Below are 26131 nucleotides of genomic sequence, written 5' to 3' on the forward strand. Positions count from 1 at the left end.
AAACAAAAGCAAAGATTGGACTTATAGGGACTGATTATCTGTTTCTTTTGGGTATATCGTTTACTAGTGGAAGCTCCAACTGATATTTCTCTAGTGGCTGTTCCAATAGCATTTGCAGTTTCAGGGTTTATAGGTGTTATTGCTAACCTGAAGACTTTAAAAAAATTGAATAAGTCTTTCCATGTTGCTTTACCGTAGAATTAGGTGCTATTTATGTTTATCCTGATTACCAAGGTAAAGGGGTTGGTTCAGCTTTGTTACAGCAAGGAACGAGCGAGTTAGATGGTTTAAAAGAGATTTATATAGAAGTAGAAAAGGAAAATGTTATAGGAAAGCCCTTTTATGAAGCAAAAGGTTTTGAGGTTATTAAACAGTTCGATGATGATTTCGATGGACATATCTTAAAACGTGCGAATGGTTTTAAAAGTAAAATGATTAGCTTACCGGTGTGCGTTGATCCAAAAAGGGGTAGCGCTTTTTCTGTTGTATTGGAAAGCAATTGCTCAACAAGTGCAATCTTTTCTTTGTAATACAGCAGTAGAGTTGAATAAGGCTTTAAAAGGATAAAGAGAGGGGAAAGTATGTTTTATTTTAAACTTAACCATGATACTAAATTGCGTTTGTTAGAACCGCGACATGCTGAGAATCTATTCATGTTAACGGATAAATCAAGAGATTATCTTAGGGAATGGCTGCCTTGGGTTGATTTCACAAATAAGGTAAGCAATTCAAAGGAGTTTATAGAAAGTACACTTAAGCAATTTAGTAATAATAATGGCTTTCAAGCCGGTATTTGGTATAAAGGCGAATTAGCCGGAGTCATAGGGTTACATGGTATAAACTGGGCTAATAAATCAACTTCAATTGGATATTGGTTAGGTGAAGGATTTCAAGGTAAAGGTTTAATGACCAGTGCTTGTAAATCAGTTATAGATTATTGTTTTAATGAACTAAACTTAAAAAGAATAGAAATTCGTGCAGCAACGGAAAATTATAAAAGCCAAGCTATTCCTGAAAGCCTAGGCTTTCAAAAAGAGGGTTGTCTAAAAAGTTCTGAATTTTTATATGATAGATTCGTTGATCACTATGTATACGGGCTAATAAAAGAAGATGATAACCGACTTATATAACAAAAGAGTGCGTTGATCAAGATAATCAACGCACTCTCCGGTGAAAAAGGTTGGTTTTTAAACTATCAAAATCGCAATTGAAAAGCAGGTTAGAATTTATTATGTGTTAATGATGACTTTCATGATGTCCTCCATCCCTTTGACTTGGTAGAGAATCAATGTCTTCTTCGGAGAGGGAGCCCACAATAAATTGTTTCGTTGGCATCACTTTGGAATCAATCGTACTTGCTTCAACGTTTACAAAGTAGAGTCCGTCTTCTTTAATGAGCGTATTTAAGTTAAACATACCGTTTCCTTCTTGTCCAATAATCAATTTCTTCACTATTATCCTTACAATAGAGCCCGTTTTCTTGAGGATAATTAAAGTGCTGACATAAAAATAAACAATTAAAAACGAAGACCAAATGACAACTGTCTGTTAGTATCACTTTACTAGAGTTTTTTTGTTGTAAATACAACAAAAACGAGTTAAATTTAACATATGCCATTTATGTTGCATTTGCAACATAAATATATGCTAAGGAGGTAATTATGAAGGAAATTCTTCGTGAAATTGGGATGATAGCAAGGGCATTAGATTCTATAAGTAATATAGAGTTTAAAGAATATGACCTAACAAAGGGGCAGTATTTGTATCTTGTACGAATATGTGAAAACCCAGGAATCATTCAAGAAAAATTAGCTGAGATGATAAAAGTAGATCGAACAACAGCAGCTCGTGCTATAAAAAAACTTGAAATGAATGGCTTTATTGAAAAGAAAGAAGATACACATAACAAAAAAATCAAAAAACTTTTCCCGACAGAGAAAGGAAAACATGTTTTTCCTTTTATAAAAAGAGAAAATGATTATTCCAATACCGTTGCTTTAAAGGGTTTTTCCGAAAGAGAAGTGGAAACCATTTTCGATCTTCTTCAAAGAGTAAGAAAAAATATAGAGAAAGACTGGGAATTTGTAAAAAAGGGAAACAAGAGAAATTATTGATTTTCTGAAGGGGCGATGTATAAAGATGACTTTAAAAATAAAAAAGTGCAACCGTGAAGAATTACAAATACTCCAAGAAATAAGTATTGAAACATTCAATGAAACATTTAAAGGTCAAAATTCACCTGAAAATATGAAAGCCTATCTGGAAAAAGCATTTCAGTCTAAACAATTGGAAAATGAATTATCCAACCTTTTCTCGCAATTCTTTTTTGTTTATTTTAATAATGAGGTTGCTGGTTATTTAAAGGTTAATACCAATGACGCTCAGTCTGAAGATATGGGTGGTGAATCACTTGAAATTGAAAGGATTTATATAAAGAACAAATTTCAAAAACATGGACTTGGTAAATATCTGCTAGATAAAGCTATGAAAATGGCGGTGGAACTTAATAAAAAGAAAGTTTGGTTAGGCGTATGGGAAAAAAATGAAAATGCTATCGCCTTTTATAAAAAAATGGGGTTTGTTCAAACTGGAGCCCACTCTTTTTATATGGGTGATGAAGAACAAGTGGACTTTATTATGACCAAAACAATCAAATAACTTTCTTGAAAGGTGGATTAGTATGTATATTCCTTCACATTTTAAAGTCACAGAAAAAATGAATTACGAGATTATGAAAGAATTTAGTTTTGCGACTCTTTTTTCAGAGCATAATGGAGTGCCATTTGCAACTCATTTACCGTTACTTTTGAATAAGAAGAATACATATTTATATGGACACTTTGCTCGTCCGAATCCTCAGTGGAAAGATATCGAAAATCAAACCGTTTTAGCTGTTTTCCACGGTCCTCATTGTTATATATCCCCATCCTGGTATGAAACGAATAAAGCAGTACCAACTTGGAATTATGTAACCGTTCATGTTTATGGAGAAGTCGAGCTTTTAGAAGATGAAAATGAGTTAATGGATTCCTTACATGAAATGGTAGTGAAATATGAAACTCCTGACAGTTCATACAGCTTAGGAGAAGTAGATCCTGAGTTCCTCGCTGCCATGAACAAAGGAGTTCAAGGTTTCAAAATAAAAATCACTAAGATAGAAGGAAAAGCTAAATTAAGTCAAAACCATTCAGCACTGCGACAAGAGCTAGTTATAAATCAACTAGAACAAATTTCAAATACTGATGAGCAACAGATTTCTTCATTAATGAAGGCGAATCTAAAAATGTAATTGTTTCATGTTATTTACGAACGAGAGCGATGATTGAATAACAAAATAGTTTTTAAGGGGGAGATTCATCAGTTTCCTTTTCGTATGTTATGGTTATTATTGGAAGGAGAATGAGGAGATGAAAAGTTTGGTTCCGATTTCACTATTACTATTAACTCTGTTGCTTTCTGCTTGTTCCAATGAGGAAGTTATTAAGCACGGTTATTTATTTACAGGAGAAGGGCAATATTGGGAAGCTGAGTACATTTATGAAGGAACAGAGATATGGGGAGAAGAAAATAATAGAACTACCTACTCACATGAAAAAAAGGATACATTTGTACTTACATTTAAAGGTTCTTTAGATGAGGTGCAGTCAATAAAGAATCTTGATTATTCTTATCAAACATCAGCTGGAGGAAGTAGTGTTAGCAGGGAGTTTGACCAACCACCTAATGATATTTCATTTAGAACAAGTGGTGGAGGAACTGGAGCTAAAATAAACAAAGATGAAACCATACCTGTAATTGTTAAATGGAATGGTTCTGAAGAATCATTTGAGTTGATAAATAAAGCAGAATAAAAAAAGAAAATGTAAAAAGTTAATCGAAATCGAATTACGCTGGTGGGTCAGTATATTAGAGTGCAATCAAGTACAGGAGTAGCTTTTATAAATTTGACTTCCGGATATTGGGTGAATGTTTTTAATGGTCGTTTTCAGAATATAGGATAACAGTTTTATCGACAACTATTAGAATGAGTCCCTCTTATCTTATAAGTATTAAGTTTAGAAACCATCATTTACTCTATATTACATGTCAGAAAAAAGCTTAACTCAAGTTATAAAACTAATTGATGATAGAAATTAACCGTAATAACCCAGACACAATCATAATGACAGACCTTATCTTTATGAAAATAAGGTCTGTTTTATTATGCAAAAAATGAATCAGTAATAGCTGTGCTAGTAAGTTGTTCCTTCCGTAAAATTAGAAAAGTTAAATTTTTTAAGGCTGTTACATAGATTAATTAAATAATTAATTAATTATTTTTGGATATTTATAACTAATATTTTATGCTACTTGCATGCAGGATTTACCCCGATAAAATTAGTGGTAATTAGAATTTCCTGTAATGTTTTCTTGGAAAATAAAATATATCTGTATACTTTTTTGTTCTTGATACGATATCCCTATTAGTTAGAAGTAGGCGTTTTCTCGAGGGTATTAACTGAAAATTTTAAAAAATGAATTGACAACACATAATATAACGTTATATTATGTGTTTAATACATCATATGATGTAATATTTTTTAGGGGGTACTTATTCATGAAAACTGAACACGTGCAACAAAGCCAAGCCATGAAAACTGAACATGTGCAACAAATCCAAGCTGCTGTAGATGCAGTGAAAGCAGTTAACGTAAAGAATTTTTACTTCGTAGCTTGTGGAGGGTCTATGGCTTCCTTAGGTTCTGGGGATTATTTCATCGATCGAGAGCTAGATATTCCTACTAGAGTTTATACTTCTAACGAGTTCATTCATGTTAACCCTCGTGGTCTAGGGGAAAATAGTGTAGTAATTCTTCGCTCACACTCTGGAACTACACCGGAGACTGTAGAAGCAGCAAAGTTTGCTAGGGAAAAAGGTGCTATTACCATTGCTATCTCAATGGACGTAGATTCTCCACTTTGCCAAGAGGCTGAATATACAGTTCACTACAACTACAAAGATGGATCTAATGCTATTGATGAGGAAGTAGGCATTTACTTTAGTTTAATTTTCGGAATTATCAATGCTTTATCTCAAGATGAGAAGTACCAACGTGTTTTAAACCAATTAGAAAATATAGAAAATCTTTTTGAAATAAATAAGAAGCAAACGTTAGAAAGAGCATTTAAATTTGGTAAAGATAATAAAAGAGAAAAGTTAATTTATACAATGGGTAGCGGTGTTTATTATCATCAAGCCTATTCTTTTACAAGCTGCCTATTAATGGAAATGCTTTGGATCCACTCAAATGCAATTCACTCTGGTGAATATTTCCATGGGCCATTCGAAATTACAGATTACGATGTTCCTTTCCTAATAATTAAAGGCGAAGGTGCTACCCGGCCACTAGATCAAAGAGCTATCAACTTTGCTGAGAAGTTTAGTGAAAAAGTAGAAGTAATAGATGTTGCAGATCTTGATTATACGGGTATTGATAAAGACCTCCGTGAGTACTTTGGACCTGCCATTGTAGGTGCTGTACTAAGACAATATGCAGATGGATTAGCAGAGCATACAGGTCATCCACTATCCGTAAGACGCTATATGTGGAAAATGGAATATTAAAAGGTGAATTATTTGTTTTAACTAACAACAAGATTTCCAAAAATCTTTACCCCTGCCCAGACTGAGTAACTGTTTTTAATTTAATTTCTATGTAAGGGAGTGTAGTTTCCGATATTGACTCTTTCTGCTAGAAAAATAACTTGCTAGAGTTAGAGACAGAATGGAATATTGGTAGTATATTAATACTATTAATCGGTACTATACTTCTGATCATCACGTGTTGAGTTTTTTGAAATAAATAAAAAAGGGCGTGAACTAAGTGAAAAGGTTAATTGCAGTTTTAGTTATGGTACTGTTTCTTTTGCCGGTGTTTGTGGCGTGTACGTCAGGGGGGACTGCCTCCAATGAGCCTTCAGGGGGGGAAGGTACAGCCTCAGGCAATGAGGATAAGATTGTTGAAATTAATTTCAATCACAGATGGCCAAATGAGCCACGTAAATCCTTCTATGATCAGAAGATTGCAGAGTATATGGAAGCAAACCCTAATGTAAAAATCAATGTGGATGCGGTTTTGAATGATGCCTATAAGGAAAAGATCAGAGTGTTGATTTCCAACGAGAACCTGCCAGATGTTTTCTCGTCTTGGTCCGATTCGTTTGCTTCAAATCTAGTATCATCCGACAGAATTATGCCTTTAAATGATATATTAGCAGAAGATCCAGAATGGTCGGGAAACATTATGGAATCTCAGTTTGAAGGTTTTACTTTTGACGATGTAACGTATGGTGTTCCATTTACAATTGATGGTAAAGTATTCTTCTATAATAAAGATATCTTTGCTGAGAATAATCTAGAAGCACCTACTACGTATGATGAGTTTATTGTAGTTTTAGATGACCTTCAAGCAGCTGGTTATGAAACACCTTTAGTAGAGGGTTTACAGAATACATGGGCCATTTCTCACTATATGGGGACGATATTCCAACGAATCTTAGATCCTGCTGTAACCGCAGTAGATTATGTCGATGGCCAAGGAGAGTTTACGGATCCTGGATATATCCGCGGATTAGAAATATTTGAAGAGCTTACAACATACATGGGTGACCTATCTACTGCTATCACGCATGAGGATGCGAGAAATATGTTCGGTAACGGTGAAATTCCAATTGTTTATATGCAATTTGCGGAAATTAAGATGGTAGAGGATATTGGCGGAGTAGACTTCGGATTCTTCAACTTCCCTGCCTTTGCAGATGGAAAAGGAGATGCTAGTTTATTAACAGGAGCTCCGGAAGGATGGATGTTAAGTAATAATGCCCCTCCAGAAGCGATTGATTTCTTAAAATTCTTAACTTCTGCAGAAACAGCTTTTGAATTTACAAAAGTAGATGGGCAATTAAATGCTATTAAAGGAGCAGTAACAGAAGAAAATACTTCTCCTGCAAGATTAGAAGCATATGAAATTTTGTTGAATTCCAGTGGATCTGCATCGTGGTTTGATAATGCTGTTAATATTAATGTGGCAGATGCGTTCATGAGAGGCGGTCAGTCGCTAGCAATAGGTCAAGCAACTCCTGAAGAGATTCTCAAGGATGCGCAGGAACAGGCAGCGCGTTTAAAGTAGTAATTAACTGTATTCCCCCTTTTCTAGGATTCAGGATGTTTCCTTAATCCTAGAAAATATAAAAACACATGATGAGATTGAAAGGAAAGGGGTGGGGCAATTGCAACACAGAAAAAGCTTATTACTTCCTATTGTATTCTTACTTCCAAGCATTTTATTACTTGTAACGTTTGTGTACATTCCTCTTTTTCAAAATTTTTATAATAGTTTCTTTTCATTTTCAGTTTTTTCACCGAGTAAAACATTTGTCGGCCTAGACAATTTTAAGATACTTATAAATGATAGAGTTGTGCCTGTGGCATTGGCCAATGTTATTAAATATGCCATTATATCTGTAATCTTACAGGTTGGGTTCGCATTAGTCCTTGCTTATATATTAGAAGATAAGGTGTTTAGAAGGGTAGCACCATTTTTCAGGGTAGTTTATTTTATACCAGTAATGATTTCTATTTCTGTAATAGCTTTACTTTTTGGTTTTGTTTATAATCCGCAAATGGGTCTTTTAAATAGTTTCTTGGATTTGGTAGGATTAGGTGATTGGGCAAAACCGTGGCTTGGTAATGCAAGCACTGCCATATATGCAGTTATTGCTATGTCTCAATGGCAGAGTATAGGGTTTATTATGTTGTTATTTATTGTTGCAATTCAGAAAATTCCGAAAGAATTATATGAAGCAGCTGATATTGACGGTGCGGGTAAGATAAGAAAATTCTTTAGTGTAACGGTACCGCAGGTGAAAGAGGCAATTTTTGTAAACGTTCTCATTACAGTTACTGGATCCATGTTAGTATTTAACGAACCTTATATTCTTACAAATGGTGGTCCCGGATTTAGCTCGATTACAATGGCTGTTCATATGTACCAGGAAGGCTTTGTAAAGGATAATATGGGATATGCTTCTACATTAGCCCTTTGTATCTTTGGACTTTCAGCTCTATTTGCAATCATTCAAATTCGACTGTCTCGTACTGGAAAGGATGATTGATTTGAAAGCAATAATGGAAACGGAAAAGATGGTGGATACGAAAACGAAAAAGCACTCGCCTAGAAAGCGCAGGAAGTTTGGATTAGGGGAATTTATTACAGCTGTTGGACTGGTTGCTTTCGCAGTTATCATTTTATATCCACTTATTTGGATGGTTATTTCATCTATGAAAAGTTACGAAGAGATCTATAACGATGTTTGGGGTCTTCCAAGTACATGGCTCGTAGGAAACTATATTGAAGCTTGGTCAAAAGGGATATCCAATTACTTTATTAACAGTTTGTTTGTAACAGGCTTTACAATACTAGGAGTAGTCCTGTTCGGTTCCATGGCTGCCTTTGCTTTGTCAAGATACCAATCTAAACTAATTGACTTTATGCTTATTTTCATTATCGGTGGACTGATGATGAATCCGCAGGTAGCGTTAATTCCTTTGTTTAACATCTTAAGTACATTGGATTTAATTAATACTAGATGGGCTCTGATCCTTACCTATATCGCATACAGGTTGCCACTCGCAGTACTATTACTCCGTGCTCATTTCTTGAGTATTCCACGAGAGCTTGAAGAATCAGCTGTCATTGACGGGTGTAGTGAGTGGGGGATCTATTCTAGAATTTACCTGCCGATTGCATTACCGATTCTTGTAACTACCGTTGTTTTGACATCTTTCTTTGCTTGGAATGAGTTTCTTTTTGCGATCATCTTTGTTGATTCAGACGTATTAAAAACAATTCCTGCAGGTCTAATGAATTTTAGAGACTCTTTACGTACGGACTGGGGGGTTCTTCTGGCAGGGATGGTGATAGCGTCATTACCAATGATTGTTTTACTTATCGCTGTACAAAAGTATTTGGTTAGAGGACTTTCAGAAGGTTCTGTTAAAGGATAAATTGGGAGGCTAAACAGATGAAAATCATAACTATCGGAGATAATGTAGTTGATTGTTATTTGGACCAGGGAAAATATTACCCAGGAGGAAATTGTGTCAATGTAGCAGTTAACTGTAAACGATCTGGGGCGGAGGAGGTAGGATATATCGGTCTCCTGGCAACAGACGATAAAGCAGACCATTTAAGATTTGTACTAGATGAAGAGAATATAGAATACAATCGTTCACGAACAGTAGAGGGAATTAGTGGACAACCAAAGGTCAATCTATCTAAGGATGGTGATCGGATCTTTATTGGTGGGCCGAAGAATACGGTGCAACACCAAGTAAAGATACGATTAGTACAGGATGACTATGATTATTTGAAAAGGTTTGATGTGTGTCATTCTAGCTGTTACTCGTTTTTAGAAGAAGAGCTTCCAGACTTATCAGAACATATTAAGATTTCTTTTGATTTTTCAGATCGCCGTGAGCCTGAATATCTTGCAAAGATTTGTCCTCATATTTCTTTCGGATTTTTTTCAGGGGCCGACTTAAGTGAAAAGGAGTTGGAAGAGCTATTAGACGAGCTTGAAAAATATAACCTAGAAGTTATAGGTATAACACGTGGCTCAAAACCTGCACTATTTATTAATCGTGGAAAGCGATATCATCAGGAAATTATCGAGGTGGAAGTTATCGATACAATGGGCGCGGGGGATAGTTTTATCGGTGGATTTTTAACAGCATTTTTAAATACGAATGATATGGTCAATTCCTTAAAAGTGGCAGCGGAAAATGCAAGTATTACATGTGGGTTTTATGGAGGATTTGGATATCCAAAAGAGTTGTAATAAAAGTGATCAAATAATAGCCTTGTGCAATAGGTGCAGAAGGCTATTATTTGACTTCTTAAAGTGCTACATTTCTTTTACTAAAATTAAAAAATGGGTCGGTGTGGTTACTTATCCGTTTGTAAAAAGCAACTATGACACATCAAGGTTATGGGGAAAGTGGTGGAAAAGTTAAAATGAATAAAATAACCAATTTAGAAAGTAATATATTTTTGTATGAGCAGGCAAAAGTTCGAATAAAAGAGATGATTACCAATGGCGAACTTATTGTTGGTAACAAACTTCCAAATGAAGCGGAACTATGTGAGATGTTTAATATAAGTAGGATAACAATTCGAAGAGCGCTAAAGGAGCTGGCAAGTGAAGGGGTAATTGAAATCATTCATGGTAAAGGCACTTTTGTGAAAATGGAGAAGCGTCAATTTCAAATTTTGAACCTTAAAGGATTTACTGAAGGGGGCCTAGGAATAGGAGAAAAAAATATCACAAAGGAAGTTTTAGTTAATAACGTTGAAATAGCAGATGAGAATCTAGTAAAAGTCTTTGAACGTGAGGAACCTTTTGAGGTAGTAAAATTGATTCGATTAATAAGAGATCAAGACGAATTAGTAAGTATAGACTATGCTTATTTACCAAATGATATTTTTCCAGGGATTTCTAGTATAGTGAAAGATAATGTCTCAACCTTCAAACTTATTAACAATAAATACGGTATTTCCTTTAAAGAGGCGAGAAAAGAGATGGAGATTATACAGCCATCTTTAGAAATTTGCGAGGCTCTTCGTATATCTAATCTACAACCGGTAGTGCAAATTAAAAAAATAATAAAAAATGAAAAGGATCTTCCTATCCATTATTCTAAATATTATTTACCTATAAATACAGTAAAGTTTTGCATTAATGTTGATATGTAAGTTGGTATTGAAGATAGGAGTTTTAGGTTTCTTGCTTCCATTATTTAATAAAGACAATGGTTAGATGTAGAGTTTAAATAGGATCAAAAAGTAGTTGTGAGTATAGCCGGTGGTATAATTATTAGCTTATAATAAAGAGGGCAGGTTACCCTCTGGAAAATTAATAGGAGAAGAGCTTGGTCTCTAATGTGATCAAATATTGATATAGTATATACTCCTCCTTACTATAAAAACAATTGGGCATAGATCCCTTTTCTAATTTAGACGGTAAAAGGGAACGAATCCCGGTTTTTTCGAAGTTAAATGATAGATGGTATGCTGTCACACATGGAACAAACTTTCTAAAGGGGCATTTTACTCCTGTCTTAACGTTGGATATTTTAGGGAATTATAGTGACAGGATCCTTATATTCTTCTAATAACACAATTGTAAATTTATGGGATGGTACTTATTACGTATATGACGAACAATTAAAAGTATAGGCACGATTGTTTATACTGGGTAAATTAAATCTTCTAAAAACTGAGTTATAATAGGGGATGACTATATTTATTTGAAATGTAGGGGTGTGCTATGTCAAAGGAAAAGTCGGTTAGATCAGAGAGTTCGGTCTTTTTGTATGAACAGGTGAAAATTCGAATAAAGGAAATGATTGCAAATGGAGAGCTTGTTCAGGGGGATAAGATGCCTAATGAGAAGGATTTGTGTGACACTTTCAATACGAGCAGAATTACGATACGAAGAGCATTAAAGGAGCTGGCTAGTGAAGGTGTTATCGAGATTATTCATGGTAAAGGTACCTTTATCAAGAGGGCAAAACAACAGCTGCATATTTTAAACCTTAAAGGTTTTACCGAAGGTCTATCCGTAGAAGAAAATAGTCTTTCAAAAGAGATCCACGCAAAAAGTATTGAAATGGCAGACGAGTCGTTAATGAAAGTCTTTAATCGTGATAAACCTTTTGAAGTAGTGAAGATTATAAGAATCATTAGGGACAAAAATGTTGTATTTAGTATTGATTATGCATATTTACCTCATGATTTATATACAGGTATTTTAAACAAACTGGAAGATAACGTATCTACCTTTCAGATTATTCGTAACGATTATGGAGTGGAATTCAGTAAAGCAAATAAGGAAATAGAGATTGTTCATCCTTCCACCGATATTAGTAAACTTATGGAAGTCTCAAGTATAGAGCCATTAATACAAGTTAAGAAGGTCATTAAAGATGAAAAGGGTCTCCCTGTTCATTATTCCTTATACTATCTTCTAGCCAGTATGGTAAAATTCTATATCGATGTTGACATGAATGAAATTTAGTACCTAGAGTTAAGTGTATTTTTAGGGAAGTTATATAGTTACTTAAGAGCAGTAAATTTGATTCCATTACGCTGTATCATAGCCCACGATTTGTATACGCATACCAAAATTGCTTCGGTAAATGTTGACATTGGGAGTAATGGAGGAGCTCAAAGGTTCCCTCAGAATGGTTGGAAATCATCGAAGAGTGTAAAGGCATAGGGGAGATTGACTGCGAGACCTACAAGTCGAGCAGGGATGAAAGTCGGGCAAATCAAAAGAATGGTCTACCTATTGGGTAGATCCATTCTTTTTTAGAAGGGTATATCAAACCCTGTTTATTTAAAGATCGACGCTTCCAATAGCTAATGGTTACAGAAGGGCGTATCCAGAATATGATTAATCGCTATTTTCCTGGTTCTTTGATGTGTTTGGAGGCTGCGAAGGGAAAGCGGCTTTTTTTACCTTGATGCTTTTCAATGTGCTTCCGAATTTTTATTTACTTTTATTTTTAGAAATAAATAATAAAAGTTGTGTAAAGATAGCTAGAATAGGTAATTCCAATAATGGTCCTATAATTAGTGTCAAAGAAATTAATGGTTGGTCTGGAAATGCGGTCATAGCAATTGCTAAAGCGATAGGTGAATTTCTTGCTAAAGTTGTTAAGCTTAAACTTGTTCTGTCGGAGTTCGGGAACTTCATAAGCTGACCAACCTTTTGGCCAACGAAGAAGTTTACAATAAAAAATAAAAAAATAGGTATGGTAATTTGCCACATTAAATCTAAATTATCAAGCAATAATTGCCCTTGTGAAGCAAACATAGCAACGATTGCAAGACTTAGAAAAATAATCGGTAAAACGCTAAGATTGGATAGAAGATGATCTCTTACCTGCTGTTTATTTCTCAAGAACATTTTTGTTAGAAAAGCTAAAACTAATGGTATAAATAAAACAATTAAGATACTTTCCATTAGAAATGAAAGCTCTATAACTCCTGTTGTTCCACCAAAAATAAGAAGATAAATAGGTAGCATGATGACTTGTAAGATTAAGTTTAAAGGTAAGATTGCCGTTGATAACGCAACATTTCCTTTTGCTATCCCTGTAAAGATTAAATACCAATCAGTGCATGGTGTAACCATAAGCATAATAAATCCAATATACAACGCTGGGTTATCACTTAAAAATACCAGTGCCAGCAGCCATGCTAGGAGAGGTGTCCAAACAAAGTTTATAATGACTGAAGTGTATGTAAATTTGATGTTGTTAAAAGCTTTTTTTATTTCTTCAATAGGAATTTGTAAGAAAGTAATATAAAGCATCGCTACTAATAAAGGAACAATGAAGCTTTCAGCATTAGCTCTTATAAATTCTACTTGCCCTAGACCTATACCAATAATTACAGCTAAGAAAATAATAAGAGTATATAATTTTTCAAATAAGTTCATTGTAGATCACAACCTGCTAAAAATAATTTAATGCACATGTAATTTTACCATAGTTTTATTACAGTAAGTTTTGCTTACTGTAATAACGGTTGCGAATAATAGAGCAACAGATTCATAAGTTTTCTACACTTGTACTATAACAATGCAACTGAAGATCGTAGTTTATGGCTTTTAACTACAACAATATTTTATTAACCCAAACCCAACAAGATAAGGGAAATTCCTGGGCACGATCAGGAATTCCCTTACTTCAATAGTCATTTTTTACGGTCACTGATAACTATTCTAAGGTTTTATTTCCTACCTATTTTAATTTAGTGAAGATTTTTCCGTTATTTAATTCACACCAATCTAATTCGGGATAAGTTTCCTTCTTTCCATACTTTTTATAAAAAGCTTCCTTATTTTCGAATACTTCCATTAAACCTTTTTCTAGTAATGTTAGCATTCGATAAGTATTTAATTTAAATACATTAGAAATAGCTATTAATTCACCTATATGGACATTTTTAGTAATATCTTTCATTATTTCCTCTCCTTATAGAATAGATCCAATGTGACTCAACGACACATGCCTTTCCGAACTGTTGCAGTGGATCGTGGAGTCGTACAAGGTTCTTATTATCCATGATCACCATAATCAAATCTAATTAAAACTTCCAGTGCTACCAGAGGTCTGTTTTGAATTTCGTGGAATAAGCCGGTAAATAACGAATTACTTGAGAAGAACTTTAATTGCTGGTATACATTCAGTTAAAATTGGTCATGTGCATTCTTTTACCATTACTATTTTATCAATTTTAGTATGTATTGTAGCAATAATAATATTGTTATTTTCAATCTTTGCATATTTCTCAGTTGAGGGTGATGGGGTGGGTCCGTTGTTTTTTCGAAATTAGCGATCTTGGCCCTATGGTTAATAGATAGCTTTTTACTGAGAGGCACTTTAGTTGAAGGAAAGAGGGCAATTTTGAGAAAGGTTGAAGTATGTTCATATAATGATAATTGGGCTTTAATGTTTGCGGAAGAAGCCGAAAAACTGAATCTCATTTTCGGAAATGAAATTGTAACCGTTCATCACATTGGTAGTACTTCTGTTCTAGGTTTAAAAGCCAAACCAATAATAGATATTATGCCTATCGTTAAAGACATTCACATCGTTGATAAATATAATGATAAGATGCGAGACTTAGGATATGACCCCAAAGGTGAGAACGAAATACCTGGACGAAGGTACTTTCAAAAAGGTGGGGATAATCGCTCCCATCACGTTCACATTTATCAGGTTGGAAGTCATGAAATAAAACGACATTTGGCTTTTCGAGACTACTTGCAAAGACATCCAGGTTTAAAGATGAGTTATGGTGAGTTAAAGGAGAAATTGGCACAGCAATTTCCCTATGATATTCAATCGTATATAAATGGTAAAGAATGTCTTGTAAGAGAAATAGAAGAAAAAGCACTGGACTGGTATAAAGAAAATCATAAATGAATCTGATAATGCTAGGCTGATTCAATGAAAACAGCGCTCATTCATTATTGTACATAGATCTAAAGGAAGTAAGCAAAAAGAGTTGAACTACTTCACGAGATAAAGAGTAAGAAAAGTAGGAGAATAAGGTAGAGTACGAGAGTGCGTGGAATGCTGTAATGAAAACGATCATTCAAATGTTATTATTAAAGTAAAGTTTAATTAACCGAGATGGGAGACTTTGTAATGAGAACGGAAAAAGAAAAAATGTTAGCCGGAGAAATGTACAACCCTGCTGACCCAGTATTACTAAAAGAACGTGAGGAAGCAAGAAGAAAAGTTAGAATCTATAATCAAACATTGGAAACTGAAGGAGAGAAACGGACTAAATTATTAAAGGAATTACTTGGCTCAACGGGAGAAAACGTGTACATGGAGCCAAACATTAGATTTGACTATGGCTATAACACATATGTAGGCGAAAATTTCTTTGTGAACTTTGACTGTACGATCTTAGATGTTTGCGAAGTGCGGTTTGGGGATAATTGTATGCTCGCACCTGGAGTACAAATTTACACAGCGACACATCCTATTAACCCAACTGAACGTAATTCAGGTAAAGAATACGCAAAACCGATTACTTTTGGAAACAATGTATGGATTGGTGGAAGTGCAGTCGTAAATCCAGGAGTAACAGTAGGAGATAATGTTGTGATTGCATCAGGTGCAGTAGTTACTAAAGATGTACCAGATAATGTTGTAGTAGGTGGGAACCCAGCCAAAGTAATTAAAAAGATTGAAATTTAAAGCTAATATACTAAAGGGAGCGCCTGATTCAATAAGGAACAGCGTTCTTCATTATTCTGCTAATGGAGCAATTTAGCTCAACAAGAAAATAAACTATAATAGGGGGAGAAGCTTTGGGAGGTAATAGTAAAGAAAAAATCTATTATGAACGAGGAACAGAGGATCTAAAAAAGAAGAACATTCGCGCGCACAAACTTATTAAAGAATTTAATCATGTTGAAGTTGAGGAAGATGGAAAGAAAGAAGAGATTATTAGAAACTTGTTTGGGAGTGTAGGCAACAACCCAAGTATTGAGCATAATTTTCATTGCGACTTAGGCTATAATATTCATGTTGGTAATGACTTTTACGCTGGCTATAACTGTACTATTTTAGATATGGCTGAGGTAAGAATTGGTGACAACTGTATGTTAGGTCCTAACGTTGGAATCTATACTGCTGGTCATTCACTTGAATCTACAGGCAGGAATAAAAGTGGATTTGCTATACCTATTAAAATCGGTAACGATGTCTGGATTGGGGGAAGTTGTGTCATATTAGCTGGAGTTGATATTGGTGAGAATTCAGTGGTTGCTGCTGGTTCTGTTGTTACCAAGGATGTCCCTGCTAATGTGGTTGTAGCTGGAAATCCAGCGAAGATATTAAGAAGTATTTAGGGTTATAGATGCAAAGAGCAGGCGGAATTTCTCACCAGCTCTTTGCATTTTGTACGTATTACATAATTAACACCCACGCCAGCACTAAAATCACAGCGATAATGGGAATAAGTGCAAGATACATGATTAATTGATTATTGATACTTCGATTACTGCTATAGTTGGAGTCTTCAGCTCTTGTCAATGATAATGTAATGACTAGAGCTGCGATACACACAATTGCAACTAATATAATTAAAAAAGTCATACGGCCTCCCTTGGCAACTCTCTCTAATAAATTATCTTACAGTTAACATAATAAAATAAAACCATTTTATTTTGCTCCATTTTCTCATCTACTTTTTATAGGAACTAAATGAGAACAACATCTTTAAATCTCAGAATTTAGCAAGCATTACTCGGAAAAAGCTTTTGCATACTGAACGATACCATGCACATTTTTAAGAGAATGATCAGTTAATTCTAGTGCCATGAATACGTCATCAGGCACCTCAAATGGAGCTTTTATATTCCATAAGCTAGCTGGTTTGAAACCAAATTTTGGATAATAGTCTTTGTGTCCTAAAACAATAACGGAATGAAACCCGTGCTCCTTTGCTTTTTTTAACGCAGCATGAATTAACTGAGTCCCAATTCCCTTTTTCTGATACTTAGGTAAAACAGAAACTGGAGCAAGTGCCAAAGAATCGAAAGCGGCATCACCATCTATGATTTTTATTTTAGATAATAGAATATGCCCTATTATGTCATGCCCTTGATTTAAAGCGACTAATGAAAGTTCAGGAATAAATGCCTCTGATTTTCTAATCTTATTTACAAGTACGTGCTCTTTCTTATTGCTATATTCTTCATGTGAAAAGACTTTTTTAACCATTTCTTCAGTTATAATATAATCTTTAGTGAGCTCTTGTCTAATTAGAATTTCCATTTATAGTCTCCTGTTCCTTAATTAACGTTTCTTTATCCTATAAATGTCATCTCTTAATGTGCTAGTCTTAATAGAAAGGTTTACGCATAAAGTTCTAAATATAAGTTAAACAAAAAAATATCCATTATAGTATGTTTTTATTTTATAAAGTGATGGTGTCGAGGTCAATCTCAATATTTTACTACTTGCTAAAAAAAGCAGGCAGAAATCCCTACAAATAGAGGGGGCTTGTTTAATTTTTGAAGAATCAAAAGTTAGTTGAAATGAAGTACAAAACAAGGTGGAAAAGCTGGAAAAAAGTCTTATATAAAGCTGATGAAGGACAAGACAACGTGAAAATGCAGGAGAAAAGTCCTTCATAAAGCTAATGAAGGACAAAACAATACAGAAAAATAGAAGAAATGTTCATCATAAATGTACTAAGTTTCTCTTTTTAGTATGTTAGTTTTAACTGCAAAATGTGAAGAGATTCACTTATGGTAACGTGTAACGGATCTAATAACAGAGTTATTGTTAAAGAAGCCTTATAAATTGCTCACGAATGTTTAGAACAGCGAAGAAGGAAATGGTAAAATGGATTATCGTTATACATAGGAGTTGATCCGATGGAAGAACAAGTTCAAAGGTATTTTGCCGATTTAGAATCAACAGACAAAGAAACTCAATATGAGGCATACAAGAATATATTAACTTTAACAGAAAAAGAAGTGAACTGGGCATATGAAGTTTGGGGTCAACTATTACAAGATCTAACCGATCGTGACCATCATAAAAGATCCCGAGCAGCACAATTTCTTTCTTATTTGGCGATAAGTGATCCAGAAAAACGAATGCTTACGGATTTTCCAGCCATATGGGGAGTGACAAGAGATCCTAAGTTTGTCACTGCAAGACATAGCTTGCAATCGATCTGGAGAGTAGGATTAGCTGGGGATGAACAATTAGAATTGGTATTGAATCACTTTACTACTCGTTTTAACGAGTGTGTAGAGGAAAAGAATTATACGTTGATTCGATATGATATGATCCAAGGTCTTAGAAACTTATATGATGAAGTAAAGAAAGAAGAGATTAAACAAAAAGCCCTAGATTTAATAACTAAAGAAGAAGATAGTAAATACCAAAAGAAATATGCAAGTGTATGGAAAAATGCATAGTCGTGGGTACAAGGACAGTTCCCCCTTCTTTAAAAAGTGGGGGACTGTCCCTTGTTGATCTAGTGTACATATATGGCTAGGTCTTTCATGATTAGCATGCAGGTGATTGCTTATGCTTCTACTTTTTGAAAAAATTGAGGTAAATGTTCCTTATGAGCTTCTAACATCTCATTGATAATTTCCTTGGCAATTGAATCAGACGGAGTTAGGGGATTGATCGTTAAAGCAAGAATGGCTTTTTCGTAATCTCCTGTAACGGCAGCTTCTGCTGCTACTCTCTCAAATGATTTAATTTGTTGTACTAAACCTTGAACTTGTACGGGTAGTTCTCCTACGACAATTGGTTTTGGACCATCTTTTGTAATCATACAACTTACTTCTACAGCCGAGTCGGATGGAATACCAGCAATCGCCCCATTATTTTGTGTATTAACTGGTTGAATATCACGCTTATCATTATAGATGGATGAAATTAATCGAACGGCTGCATCACTATAATACGCTCCACCGCGTTCCTCGAGCTGTGGTGGCTTGATAGCTAGATCCGGATTTTTATAAAGCTCAAATAGTTCTTTTTCTAGCTTTTGTACAACTTCAGCACGTGTTTCTCCGGTTTCATAGTTTTTTAGGTCCTTCTCGAGCATTTGATCTTTTTTGTAGTAATACATATGATATGGACAAGTTAGAACATTTAAAGAGCGAATAAATTCGGGTTCCCAACCTAATCCGTCAATGTTTTTCACAAAGCTGCTGTTGGCTGGATCTGTTAATAGATCTATGACCTTATCTTTTACACTGATTCCATCAACGTAGACATCTAAGCCGTATACCATATGATTTAGTCCGGCAAAGTCAATTCGAATTCGGGAGTGATCTACATCTAATAATTTTGCCACGCCCATTTCGATTCCAATTGGAACATTACATAGACCTACCACTTTTTTGATATTCGAATAACGTAATACGGCCTCAACAACCATACCAGCAGGGTTTGTAAAGTTAATTAACCATGCATTAGGACATAGCTCTTCTATATCTTTACAAATATCTAATATAACAGGTATCGTGCGTAGACCTTTGAATAATCCGCCTGGGCCATTCGTTTCTTGTCCAAGGACTCCATATTTTAAAGGAATTCTTTCATCTTTCGAACGAGCATCTAACAATCCTACTCGAAATTGAGTTGTAACAAAGTCAGCATCCTTTAAAGCTGTTTTTCGATCGAGAGTTAAATGCACGTCGATTGGTAGACCAGCTTTTTGAATCATTCGTTTTGCTAAGTTTCCGACAATTTCTAGTTTCTCTTTTCCTTCTTCTATATCGACTAACCATAATTCTCTTACCGGTAATTCATCATATCGTTTAATAAAACCTTCTACTAACTCAGGTGTATAACTTGATCCTCCGCCAATCGTTACAATTTTAATTCCTTTTGTCATTTTACTGCACCTCCGTAAGGATTTGTTTAATAAACTTTATAAGTTGATTCTATCTAGACAATGGTAGGGAGTAAATACATGTGGAGTATCTAGAGTTTTATAACATGGAAAGGAACTTGTTTTATCTATGTAACACTATGTTTCCTTAAGTAGTTATAGTAATATGACAGAAAAGAGGGTACTATCTAGTTGAACTTGGAGGTGGGACACACATGTTTACAGCTGAAATGATTGCTTCATTAAATGAATTAGAAACATCTCTGTATAACTATATTATGAAAAATGAAGATAAAGTGGCGTATATGCGAATTCGTGAACTAGCAGATGAAACTCATGTGTCGACTTCGACCATTTTGCGTTTTTGCCGGAAGATGAATTGTGACGGTTTTTCAGAGTTTAAAACTAAACTGAAGTTACATTTGAAAGAGAATAAAAAGACAACGATTAAAAACATTGAACATTCTATAATGGATTTTTTCGAGAGAATCTCACAGGGCAATATAGAAGAGCAGATAATGAAAGCAGCCTATTTACTAGCAAGAGCGAATAATGTCATCTTTATTGGGACAGGAAGCTCAGGCATTATGGCTGAATATGGGGCTAGATATTTTTCAAGCATAGGAAAATTCTCCATGTACATAAAAGATCCATACTTTCCCATTCATGCTAAACTGCTTTCCGATAGTGTCGTACTTGCTTTATCTGTATCAGGAGAAACCCCTGCCATCATTACGCATATTAACCAACTAAAAGGACAGGGAATTGAAGTCATTAGCATCACAAATAGCAAACACTCAACGATTTCTAAAATATCTGATATAAATATTTCATATTATGTAACGGAAGAGCGATTTGAAACTTCGCTTGGGATTGTAACAGAACCACAATTTAAGTATTCGAATATAACGACACAAGTACCGGTTGTTTATATTTTGGAATCACTAGCTCGTGAGGTTTATAAGGTAAGTAATTAAAAAGTGATAAGCATTGGGGAAAGTGAGACCAATGTTTATACAGGATTACGTGTATCTCTTACTGATGGATTAGTCGTACAAGTTGGGAAGCGGAAGTTTGTGAAGGTGAAAATGTAATGTGATGGTACTGGTAATGGACCGGATAGAGTTAATAACAGCTAAAAAGCAGGACGTATTTTTTCTCCTCTAAGTTGAAAACTAAAACAGGAAAATCAACTTAAGGAGAACAATGTGAATAAAAAGAGAGATGCCAAAAACAAATTGTATTATATAGGTCTAATTATCATTCATATCCTTCTTTTGAGTATGACTCTTACTAAAAAGAAAGACAGGAAAACGATTTTTCTTACATTATTATCGATCGTTGGATTCGCTTTTCACTTTGAATATCCTCTTTATATCTTAAAAGCTTATAGATATAGAACAGGGATACTTAAAACCAAAGAAAAAGATAACTCATTTGGGTCCGTGTTATCTCAAGCTTTATTTGTTCCTTCTGTAGCCATATTCATATCAGCTTTCCAATTGGGTTGGAAAGTGAAAATATTATTTACATTCTACTTTGTATTCATTGAAAGGCTATTTATAAAAGTAAAGATTTTTAAAAATAACTGGTGGCATACCTCTTTTACGGCATTTGCTATATGTACCTATTTTTTTGTAAGTGATGTTTGTTATAAGGGGATTAAAAAAAGTAAGAAGTTGTTCTCGAACTTGACTTTGTACCATTCCATTCACCTCACTTATATGAGCTTATTATTTTCAGCTTCGTTATTTGGATTGTTTAGATTTACACCGACTTCCCGGACAACACAGCCTTGGTATGAACACTATTCTTTTACTAAGGTGTATCTTGTGATTGAGACAGTCATTACAACGTTTATATTAGAGCGGAAGAAGAAATGGTTGAACGTATTGCCTCTATTCATAATTGTTATTGTTGACAGGTTTCTTTTAAAAATGGATCGCTTAAAAGTGAAAGGGAGCTATTGGCTTGGTTTGTTTCCAATAAGAATGATAGCTCATTTATTGTCATTTCAATTGCAAGGATGGATAAAGAAATAACATGTTAAATGAGCTCCTTTTTCTCAGATCAAATACAAAGAACTGTTGATATTGTCTTATTAGGCCAAGCAATATAGGGTTGTGCACCCATTAAACAGATTATAAAGTAATCTGTTTAATGGGGTTTCTTTTTGTTTAATTACCTCACAATCAATTGTAAATTTATTTGCTTTTTTCACGGATATATGATGTAATTAAGAAGTGTTTTTTATACTTTTATGTATAAAAAGTTTCTTGGCGTAACTTACAGACGAATATTTCATGGCGAATAGTTGTTTTAGCAACTATTCTTTTCATATTGTACCCTTCCTGGGAAAGGGATTATAGAAAGGTAGTAAATATAGAAAGTATAGGTGAGAATAAAATGAACCATTCATATAGAGTGTTACTTTACTACATGTATGTACCGATTGAAGATTCAGAGACGTTCGCATCAGATCATTTAGAGTTCTGTAAAAGCTTAGATCTTAAAGGAAGAATCCTTGTAGCGGCAGAAGGAATAAATGGGACTGTATCAGGCACGATTGAACAAACTGAAAAATATATGCAATCAATGAAGGCTGATTCACGTTTTGCTGATATGGTGTTTAAAGTGGATGAAGCTGATTCGCATGCGTTTAAAAAGATGCACGTTAGACATCGTGAAGAGCTTGTTACACTGCGATTAGAGGATGACGTTAATCCGCTTGAAACAACGGGAAAATATTTAAAGCCTTCAGAATTCTATGAAGCTATGCAAGATCCAGTAACAATCGTCATTGATGCTAGAAATGATTACGAATATGATCTAGGACACTTCCGTGGAGCGATTAAACCAGAAATAACGAACTTCCGCGAACTTCCTGATTGGATTAAAGAAAATAGAGAAAAGTTCGAGGGGAAAAAGATTTTAACTTATTGTACCGGCGGGATTCGCTGTGAAAAGTTTTCTGGATGGTTAGTGAAAGAAGGCTTTGAGGATGTCTCTCAATTACACGGAGGGATTGTTACGTACGGAAAAGACTCTGAAGTTCAGGGGAAATTGTGGGATGGGCAGTGTTATGTATTTGATGAGCGCATAAGTGTCCCTGTTAATCAAACCGAACACGTCATAGTTGGAAAAGATCACTTTACAGGGGAACCGTGTGAACGATATGTAAACTGCGGTAATCCCGAATGTAATAAAAAAATCCTATGTTCAGAAGTGAATGAACATAAATATCTACGTGGTTGTACACATGAGTGTAGAGTGCATTCAAGAAATCGCTACGTAGAAGAGCACAATTTGTCTGATGAGCAAGTAAAAGATAGACTTTCTCTACTAGGTGAGGAATTAGAAAAAAAGGAACAAGAAGTCCTTTCATAACACGTGACGCATGAATTTTCGTAATTGAAAATCTCATGCGTTTTTTTGTTGTATAAACGCCCTCGTTTGTTGTTAGGTTAGCCTTTGAAATAGAAGGACTGTTCGATTCTCTAACTTTTTTACCTATTAATTGGTAATTATTTTTAGTTTTGAAAGTGAAGTGAAAAGGGAGAGTGCTTTATGTAGAGGGTGAAGCCCGAATGGAAACGGAAGAGTGCATCATGTAGAGGATGAAGCCCGAATCGAAAGCGGATCGAATAGAAAAAGTGCAACATGCAAGCGGATGAAGCCCGAATTGAAAGTAAATCGAATAGGAAGAGTGCATCATGCGGTGGATGAAGCCCGAATTGAAAGTAAATCGAATAGGAAGAGTGCATCATGTAGAGGATGAAGTCCGAATTGACTGTGAATCGATTAGGAAGAGAGCTTCATGTAGAGGATGAAGCCCGAATCGAAAGCGAATCGAATAGGAAAAGTGCTTCATGCAGCGGATGAAGCCCGAATTGACAGTGAATCGAAACGGAGGAGTGCATCAAGTAGAGAGTGTGAAGACCATTTAAGACCGACGCCAATTAGAAAAAGTCTTTCATAAAGAATCCCACGATTTTGTTGGACGTATACCTATATTTTTGTCTAGTATAACAGTGGCAAATTGAGAAACAATAGGTTTGTCATCTAACTATGACAAAGATCGTTTTCATTGGCAATCAATAATTATCATTTGGTTAAAATCTTATAAATTTACTGAAAGGAAGAAAAGAATGGCTCAATCAAATATTAAAGTTGCAGTTCAGAAATTCGGTAACTTCCTTAGTTCTATGGTATTGCCTAACATTGGTGCTTTTATAGCCTGGGGATTGATTACGGCATTATTCATTCCTACTGGTTTTTTTCCAAATGAAAACCTCGCCCAATTAGTTGGACCTATGGTTACTTATTTATTACCTCTATTAATTGGTTACACAGGAGGTAAATTGGTTCATGATCAGCGTGGTGGGGTTGTAGGTGCGATTGCTACGATAGGTGTGATCGTTGGTGCTCCTGATACTCCAATGTTCTTAGGTGCCATGGTTATGGGCCCTCTTGCGTCATACATTATTAAGAAGTTTGACCAAGCAATCGATGGGAAAATTAGATCTGGATTTGAGATGCTTGTTAACAATTTCTCTGCTGGTATTATTGGTGGAATTATTGCTATTCTTGCATTCTTAGGTATAGGTCCTTTAGTCCAATCTTTTACACAAGTACTAGTAGCAGGTGTTGACTGGTTAGTGGTTGCGGGATTACTTCCTTTAACAAGTATTTTAATTGAACCTGCTAAAATTTTGTTTTTAAATAACGCGATAAACCATGGTGTTATGACACCAATCGGTCTAGAACAGGTTCAATATGCCGGTCGTTCGATTCTCTTCCTGCTTGAAGCAAACCCAGGGCCGGGTCTTGGTGTGTTATTAGCATATTTATTGTTTGGAAGAGGAACGGCAAAACAATCCGCACCGGGAGCAGCAATTATTCATTTCCTTGGTGGGATACACGAGATTTACTTCCCGTATGTGTTGATGAAACCAATGCTAATTATTTCTGTTATCCTTGGTGGAATGAGTGGCGTATTTACTCTTGTACTTCTAGGGGGAGGCCTAGTTGCACCAGCATCTCCGGGTAGTATTATAGCGATAACCGCTGTTACTCCACCAGAGGGAATGGTGTATGTAGCTAACTTCGCAGCAGTGATCGCAGCGACAGTTGTTTCCTTCATTACTTCTGCTATCGTACTTAAAACAGGCAAACAAACAGAAGAAGATATTAATGAAGCTACAAAGAAAATGGAGCAAATGAAAGGTAAGAAAAGTTCAGTTGCAGGGAATGTAACAGGAAAAGCTCCAGCAAATAAAGGTGTTTTGCCTGAAGATGTTAACAAGATCGTTTTTGCTTGTGACGCAGGAATGGGATCAAGTGCGATGGGGGCTTCACTTCTGAAAAAGAAAGTGAAAGAAGCTGGCCTAGATGTATCAGTAACAAATACAGCGATAAGTAATATACCAGCTGATGCTCAAGTTGTTATTACGCAGGAAGAATTGACGCCTCGAGCGCAGAACAAGCTGCCAAGTGCTTATCACATCTCAGTTGATAACTTTTTATCAAGTCCCGAATACGATAAGCTAATTGCAAGCTTGCAAAATGGAGTAACAGAAGAACAGGCAGAGCTTGTTGAAGAATCTGAGAAAGATGCTGTAGGCGTAGAGCCTAATATGGCTGAAGATGATGATTTGTTACTAGAAGAAAACATCTTTATCGGTAAAGAATTCAAAACAAAAGAAGAAGCAATCCGTTTTGCTGGAACAGCGTTAGTAAAAGCTGGTTATGTTGAGGAGAGCTATGTAGATGCAATGATTGAACGTGAAGAGATCACATCTACTTATATGGGGAATAATGTAGCTATTCCACATGGCACAGAAGAAGCTAAGAAAGCAGTCATCAAATCAGGTTTTACAGTTGTTCATGTACCAAATGGGGTAGAATTTAACGGAGAAACAACAAAATTAATCTTCGGAATTGCCGGAAAAGATAATACACACTTAGAGATCCTTTCAGGTATTGCTGTGATTTGTTCCGAACAAGCAAATGTTGATCAAATGGTACAAGCCAAAACTGCTGCAGAACTAAAGGATATCATTAATAGTAAATGATCTAAGGCAAAGGCGGGTTCTCCTGCCTTTCTATTCTGCTTTTGCTCTTGGAAGAAT

The 26131-nt window shown here is 35.2% G+C and carries 27 protein-coding genes, 1 pseudogene and 1 other annotated feature; of the genes and pseudogenes, 23 read left to right on the forward strand and 5 right to left on the reverse strand.

The window, feature by feature from the left end:
* Nucleotides 1-197: 197 nt before the first annotated feature.
* Nucleotides 198-435, forward strand: a pseudogene (locus AC1FXP_RS12345) (GNAT family N-acetyltransferase); the annotation flags it as partial.
* Nucleotides 436-581: 146 nt separating this feature from the next.
* On the forward strand, nt 582-1130 hold the full coding sequence (locus AC1FXP_RS12350) for a GNAT family N-acetyltransferase (protein ID WP_480061763.1): 549 nt from the start codon (nt 582-584) through the stop codon (nt 1128-1130).
* A gap of 106 nt (nt 1131-1236) precedes the next feature.
* On the opposite strand, the gene AC1FXP_RS12355 is transcribed toward AC1FXP_RS12350, so the two are convergent.
* Nucleotides 1237-1452 carry a P-loop NTPase family protein gene (locus tag AC1FXP_RS12355; RefSeq protein WP_480061765.1) on the reverse strand — a complete coding sequence of 72 codons (216 nt, stop codon included), beginning with the start codon at nt 1450-1452 and terminating at the stop codon, nt 1237-1239.
* A gap of 209 nt (nt 1453-1661) precedes the next feature.
* On the opposite strand from AC1FXP_RS12355, the gene AC1FXP_RS12360 reads away from it, so the two are divergent.
* The 11 genes from AC1FXP_RS12360 (at nt 1662) to AC1FXP_RS12410 (ending at nt 12117) form a co-directional block, all read left to right on the forward strand.
* Nucleotides 1662-2114, forward strand: coding sequence for a MarR family winged helix-turn-helix transcriptional regulator (locus AC1FXP_RS12360; protein WP_480061767.1), 453 nt, complete (start codon nt 1662-1664; stop codon nt 2112-2114).
* A gap of 25 nt (nt 2115-2139) precedes the next feature.
* Nucleotides 2140-2658, forward strand: coding sequence for a spermidine/spermine N(1)-acetyltransferase (gene paiA, locus AC1FXP_RS12365; protein WP_480061769.1), 519 nt, complete (start codon nt 2140-2142; stop codon nt 2656-2658).
* A gap of 22 nt (nt 2659-2680) precedes the next feature.
* Nucleotides 2681-3289, forward strand: a complete 609-nt coding sequence (locus tag AC1FXP_RS12370) for an FMN-binding negative transcriptional regulator (protein WP_480061771.1) — start codon at nt 2681-2683, stop codon at nt 3287-3289.
* A gap of 118 nt (nt 3290-3407) precedes the next feature.
* Entirely contained in the window at nt 3408-3851 is a 444-nt protein-coding gene (locus tag AC1FXP_RS12375; RefSeq protein ID WP_480061773.1) for a hypothetical protein, read from the forward strand.
* Between the two features lie 746 nt (nt 3852-4597).
* Nucleotides 4598-5605 carry an SIS domain-containing protein gene (locus AC1FXP_RS12380; RefSeq protein ID WP_480061775.1) on the forward strand — a complete coding sequence of 336 codons (1008 nt, stop codon included), beginning with the start codon at nt 4598-4600 and terminating at the stop codon, nt 5603-5605.
* Between the two features lie 259 nt (nt 5606-5864).
* Nucleotides 5865-7169 carry an ABC transporter substrate-binding protein gene (locus tag AC1FXP_RS12385; protein WP_480061777.1) on the forward strand — a complete coding sequence of 435 codons (1305 nt, stop codon included), beginning with the start codon at nt 5865-5867 and terminating at the stop codon, nt 7167-7169.
* Nucleotides 7170-7269: 100 nt separating this feature from the next.
* Nucleotides 7270-8154, forward strand: a complete 885-nt coding sequence (locus AC1FXP_RS12390; RefSeq protein WP_480061779.1) for a carbohydrate ABC transporter permease — start codon at nt 7270-7272, stop codon at nt 8152-8154.
* 1 nt (nt 8155) lies between these two features.
* Nucleotides 8156-9046, forward strand: a complete 891-nt coding sequence (locus tag AC1FXP_RS12395; protein ID WP_480061781.1) for a carbohydrate ABC transporter permease — start codon at nt 8156-8158, stop codon at nt 9044-9046.
* Nucleotides 9047-9063: 17 nt separating this feature from the next.
* Nucleotides 9064-9879, forward strand: coding sequence for a PfkB family carbohydrate kinase (locus AC1FXP_RS12400; protein WP_480061783.1), 816 nt, complete (start codon nt 9064-9066; stop codon nt 9877-9879).
* 176 nt (nt 9880-10055) lie between these two features.
* Nucleotides 10056-10793, forward strand: a complete 738-nt coding sequence (locus AC1FXP_RS12405; RefSeq protein ID WP_480061785.1) for a GntR family transcriptional regulator — start codon at nt 10056-10058, stop codon at nt 10791-10793.
* A 574-nt stretch (nt 10794-11367) separates the two neighbouring features.
* Entirely contained in the window at nt 11368-12117 is a 750-nt protein-coding gene (locus AC1FXP_RS12410; RefSeq protein WP_480061787.1) for a GntR family transcriptional regulator, read from the forward strand.
* Between the two features lie 149 nt (nt 12118-12266).
* Nucleotides 12267-12409 (forward strand) — a sequence feature (23S ribosomal RNA rRNA prediction is too short).
* 182 nt (nt 12410-12591) lie between these two features.
* Here the strand turns inward: AC1FXP_RS12410 and AC1FXP_RS12415 are convergent.
* Nucleotides 12592-13545, reverse strand: coding sequence for an arsenic resistance protein (locus tag AC1FXP_RS12415; RefSeq protein ID WP_480061789.1), 954 nt, complete (start codon nt 13543-13545; stop codon nt 12592-12594).
* A gap of 304 nt (nt 13546-13849) precedes the next feature.
* Nucleotides 13850-14071, reverse strand: a complete 222-nt coding sequence (locus tag AC1FXP_RS12420) for a hypothetical protein (protein WP_480061791.1) — start codon at nt 14069-14071, stop codon at nt 13850-13852.
* Nucleotides 14072-14515: 444 nt separating this feature from the next.
* Here AC1FXP_RS12420 and AC1FXP_RS12425 point away from each other — a divergent pair, with 444 nt between their 5' ends.
* From AC1FXP_RS12425 to AC1FXP_RS12435, 3 genes are all read left to right on the forward strand, one after another.
* Nucleotides 14516-15037 carry a GrpB family protein gene (locus AC1FXP_RS12425; RefSeq protein WP_480061793.1) on the forward strand — a complete coding sequence of 174 codons (522 nt, stop codon included), beginning with the start codon at nt 14516-14518 and terminating at the stop codon, nt 15035-15037.
* 225 nt (nt 15038-15262) lie between these two features.
* Nucleotides 15263-15823 (forward strand): sugar O-acetyltransferase, encoded by a 561-nt coding sequence (locus AC1FXP_RS12430; protein WP_480061795.1) that lies wholly within the window; start codon nt 15263-15265, stop codon nt 15821-15823.
* Nucleotides 15824-15936: 113 nt separating this feature from the next.
* Entirely contained in the window at nt 15937-16479 is a 543-nt protein-coding gene (locus AC1FXP_RS12435; RefSeq protein ID WP_480061797.1) for a sugar O-acetyltransferase, read from the forward strand.
* Between the two features lie 394 nt (nt 16480-16873).
* Here AC1FXP_RS12435 and AC1FXP_RS12440 read toward each other — a convergent pair whose 3' ends face one another.
* Complete coding sequence (locus AC1FXP_RS12440; RefSeq protein WP_480061799.1) at nt 16874-17407, reverse strand: GNAT family N-acetyltransferase; 534 nt, start codon at nt 17405-17407, stop codon at nt 16874-16876.
* Between the two features lie 239 nt (nt 17408-17646).
* Here AC1FXP_RS12440 and AC1FXP_RS12445 point away from each other — a divergent pair, with 239 nt between their 5' ends.
* A complete protein-coding gene (locus tag AC1FXP_RS12445; protein ID WP_480061801.1) occupies nt 17647-17769 on the forward strand; it encodes a hypothetical protein in 123 nt (40 codons plus the stop codon).
* 243 nt (nt 17770-18012) lie between these two features.
* Entirely contained in the window at nt 18013-18564 is a 552-nt protein-coding gene (locus AC1FXP_RS12450; RefSeq protein ID WP_480061803.1) for a hypothetical protein, read from the forward strand.
* A 110-nt stretch (nt 18565-18674) separates the two neighbouring features.
* Here AC1FXP_RS12450 and AC1FXP_RS12455 read toward each other — a convergent pair whose 3' ends face one another.
* Complete coding sequence (locus tag AC1FXP_RS12455) at nt 18675-20003, reverse strand: 6-phospho-beta-glucosidase (RefSeq protein WP_480061805.1); 1329 nt, start codon at nt 20001-20003, stop codon at nt 18675-18677.
* Between the two features lie 212 nt (nt 20004-20215).
* On the opposite strand from AC1FXP_RS12455, the gene AC1FXP_RS12460 reads away from it, so the two are divergent.
* The 5 genes from AC1FXP_RS12460 (at nt 20216) to AC1FXP_RS12480 (ending at nt 26074) form a co-directional block, all read left to right on the forward strand.
* On the forward strand, nt 20216-20977 hold the full coding sequence (locus AC1FXP_RS12460; protein WP_480061807.1) for a MurR/RpiR family transcriptional regulator: 762 nt from the start codon (nt 20216-20218) through the stop codon (nt 20975-20977).
* Nucleotides 20978-21208: 231 nt separating this feature from the next.
* Nucleotides 21209-22042 (forward strand): hypothetical protein, encoded by an 834-nt coding sequence (locus AC1FXP_RS12465; protein WP_480061809.1) that lies wholly within the window; start codon nt 21209-21211, stop codon nt 22040-22042.
* A 364-nt stretch (nt 22043-22406) separates the two neighbouring features.
* The gene (trhO, locus tag AC1FXP_RS12470; protein ID WP_480061811.1) at nt 22407-23387 is read left to right on the forward strand and encodes an oxygen-dependent tRNA uridine(34) hydroxylase TrhO; all 981 of its coding nucleotides are present in this window, start codon (nt 22407-22409) and stop codon (nt 23385-23387) included.
* Nucleotides 23388-23826: 439 nt separating this feature from the next.
* A complete protein-coding gene (locus AC1FXP_RS12475; protein ID WP_480061812.1) occupies nt 23827-23979 on the forward strand; it encodes a hypothetical protein in 153 nt (50 codons plus the stop codon).
* Between the two features lie 169 nt (nt 23980-24148).
* Nucleotides 24149-26074: a PTS mannitol transporter subunit IICBA gene (locus tag AC1FXP_RS12480; protein WP_480061814.1), complete on the forward strand. Its 1926-nt coding sequence runs from the start codon at nt 24149-24151 to the stop codon at nt 26072-26074.
* Nucleotides 26075-26131 lie beyond the last annotated feature (57 nt).

The organism is Halalkalibacter sp. HAAS-P013 (assembly GCF_056619925.1).